The following is a 3251-nucleotide window of genomic DNA, read 5'->3' as shown; positions in this document are numbered from 1 at the left end:
GAACGTGGAGGTTTTATGCAGATTTGTATTATGGAATTGCATGCACTAAATAAGGAGAAAGAATGAATTTGCGGGCAGCACTCTGTTGCTGATCAAAAATAAATAAAATGTTTTTTATGGTGAGATGAAACTCACCATTTTTTATCACCTTTGTTTTTTAGTAAGGTTATCTTATGCTGTCGTGAAACTCCAAACAGAACTTTCACTAGTTTTACTTCCACCATAGGCACTGGGCTTAGGATGATCTCTAGCTACTATCTTCCAATAATACTTAGTATTAGAGGCCAACGGTTGTTCGCCAAGATCATAGGTAGTTTTATCATATCCTGTTTTGATTAGTGGCGGTGATGGATCTCTTCCAAAGTATATATCATAAGACAACGTATCACCATCAGCGTCGCTACATTTCCAGCTTAAATTAGTCCATACACTAACACCCGTAGCGCCATCAGCTGGAGATGGATCGCTAGGCTTGGTTGGTGCATTGAAGTTTGGTTTATGATAGTTAGTATCCGTTTTATCCCAAATAAGGGTATAATATAGAGAATAAATTGTATCTCTGAGATCTGGCGGCAGTGGAGCCAAAATCCTCTTCACCATATTATTCATAGCTTTTTGCATTGGTCCTAATAGAACCCATATTTTTATTAGTATCTTCTGTACAGGTTCCATTTGATAATCAAAATTAGGTCCCCAGAAATTATTCCACATCGATTCTAATACCATTATTCGGTTTTCGAGGTCACTCTTTTCGACAGTGAATCTTTTAATATCGCCTCCTGTATTCCCTGCCGAATCTGTGACATTTACCCTAATGTCATATGGTCCATCTCTGAAAGTATACCCTAGAGGAAATGTTATAGTTTTCAAATCTTTTCCTTCGAAATAACGTTTAGGATAATCTACTTTACCCCCGGGAGAATATGTATTTGGTAGTGTGAGTTCCCACTTATAATTAACAATTTCATCTCCTTCAGGATCAGAAACCTGTGCCTCGCAGGTTATCCAGCCCGTTTTATTCACCAAGCTAGAATTAGCATCTAGAAGAGCAAGGAGTATGTGGTAGCCATACGGGTCGAGCTTTTCCAACAATTGGATCAACCAAAAAGGTTTAGAAGGCCTAAGGCTTGTAATCGGTGTAACCAAAGCTACAACAGTTGGTGGCTGGTTAACTGAAACTAAAATCCTAGTAGAGGCTGTAGCAATTTTTCCAGTGACATCAATAACAGTTAAATTACAAATGTATTCGCCTGCCTTAGTATAGTTATGTGTCGGATTTGTTGCATTGGATGTGTTACCATCACCGAAATCCCAATGATAGGTTGGAGTTCCCTCAAAGTTAAATAATAACGATGAAAAATTAACAGCTAAAGGGGCTGTTCCTATATTGTTATCAACAAAAACCTTCGCAAACAAACCTTCTCCCACTGCAACTGCTCTGGATATTTCTTTTGTTTCATAATAGTAGATTGTTGCAGCAAATGCCGCTACAATAATTATTACTGACACTATAAAAGCATATATCACCTTTTTCAATTTTCGTTCTATATCCTTTTCATTCATTTTTTTTCCCCTCTAACTATATATATTTGTCAAATATATATATTTTATGCTTAAAAATGATAAAAATACACATAAAACACAAATTACTCTTACAACAATAGTTTGGTGACTAAATCATAATTAAAAGAAACTCTAGGTTTAGTAACTAATTTACTAAACCTTTTAGTTAAGATATATTCGTTTTTATATTATAATTGTGAACGGTATTTCATCTACATACTCTGCCTTTTCTATATGCTTACTTTGATATATATACAGTGTACAGTTGTATGTGCCTTTTTTAAATGTAGCCCCTTCCTTTAAAGTAACTGTAATGCCCAAATTAATTAGATCACCTGGTGCAAGTTTCTCTATATTGTAACAGTTTTCCCAACTTGTGTACATTCCATTATAGAACATTTTATTTGACATTACACCTACATCTAAACCTACTGCAAGATCCTTAACTGCGATTTCCTCGTCAAGTCCTTTATCACCAGAAATTGGTTTTTTCAGAGATATATATACGTTTTTTGCAGTGTTCACTGTATCATTATTTATTATAGTGAACGAGCTATTTACAGTTGCTCCTGCTGCAACTTTTCCTGTTGTATTATCTACATATGCAGAGAGATCTATATCTGGAATCTCTGAGACTACTAAATTAGCTTTTGGGATAGGCGGTTCATAATCGACACTTCTCGAAAGGTCAATTATTTTTCTAATTATTTTTTGTATCGAAGGAGGCATATTTAACCAATTATTCTCAAGATATTTTTCCAAGCCTAATATATTAAGCCCCATCCAAAGAATGTCAAGTTGACCTGGCAGTGAATAGACATACAATCCTCTAAGACTGTCTACCACTCCTTCTATCCTGCTTTTTTGCACATTAATGACTTCATAATCAGTTACTTTGTTTCCCGACTCATCTGTAACAGTTAATTCAATGACATAATGACCATTGCGTATGAAATGTTTTGAGAAATTTTTTGTATTAAAATAGTCTTTATGTTCGTATCCCCCAAGAATTAGAGGATACCTTAAAACCCAGTTATATTCCAATTCTTCTCCTTCTGGATCGAAAGCTTCTACGTCAAATTTTATTGTTTCAGGTCTAAATGCTGTAGTTTTACATATTATTTTTATTTTTGGTGGATTGTTTGGAAATACTGTTACATTAAAACTGTCGTACACCGTTGTATTTCCATCTTTGACTGTTAATTTACAAGTAAATATACCACTGTCTCTATATATGTAGATCGGTTGTTCTTCGTTTGATGTATTCCCATCACCAAATTCCCAATAGTATTCAACTTGATTTCTGCTATTTAATAACAAAGGTTTGAAATTAACTGTGAGTGGACTTGTTCCAGAGCTAGCATCAGAAAGAATCCTGACAGATAAAGGTTGATCTTTTATTTCGTCAACAACTTTATTTATTTCCCCTATCTCTTTTTGGGTAACAAATGCAAATATCGAAAAAACCAGTATCATTACAACAACAATTGCCCCTATTATTTTAATGTAAATATCTTTCATTTTAACACACTCCCTATTTTTTATAGATTTTAATATATAAATATTATTTTCTAAATATATTAATTTTTCTATATTTCAGGCTTCATCCCAAAATAAATAATTAAAGAAAAAAACATTCATTTTTTCCTATTAGATGGGATGTGCCAAGAAAAGGATAAAACCCAAAA

Annotated in this window: 2 protein-coding genes; both read right to left on the bottom strand. The window is 33.8% G+C overall.

The genetic code is table 11. From position 1 onward, the window contains the following. Positions 1-171 precede the first annotated feature (171 nt). Complete coding sequence (locus QHH19_07045) at positions 172-1563, bottom strand: PKD domain-containing protein (GenBank protein MDH7518076.1); 1392 nt, start codon at positions 1561-1563, stop codon at positions 172-174. Positions 1564-1746: 183 nt separating this feature from the next. Then, positions 1747-3084 (bottom strand): PKD domain-containing protein, encoded by a 1338-nt coding sequence (locus tag QHH19_07040; protein MDH7518075.1) that lies wholly within the window; start codon positions 3082-3084, stop codon positions 1747-1749. Positions 3085-3251: the final 167 nt, after the last annotated feature.

The organism is Candidatus Thermoplasmatota archaeon (assembly GCA_029907305.1).
Classification (GTDB): Archaea; Thermoplasmatota; E2; order DHVEG-1; family DHVEG-1; genus JARYMC01.
The sequence above is the reverse complement of the archived record's forward strand: the minus strand, read 5'-3'. Positions and strand labels throughout refer to the sequence as shown.

What these genes read in the sequence shown, in the direction of transcription:
- QHH19_07045 (MDH7518076.1), bottom strand. Translation starts at nt 1,563, where the DNA reads ATGAATGAAAAGGATATAGAACGAAAATTGAAAAAGGTGATATATGCT.
- QHH19_07040 (MDH7518075.1), bottom strand. Translation starts at nt 3,084, where the DNA reads ATGAAAGATATTTACATTAAAATAATAGGGGCAATTGTTGTTGTAATG.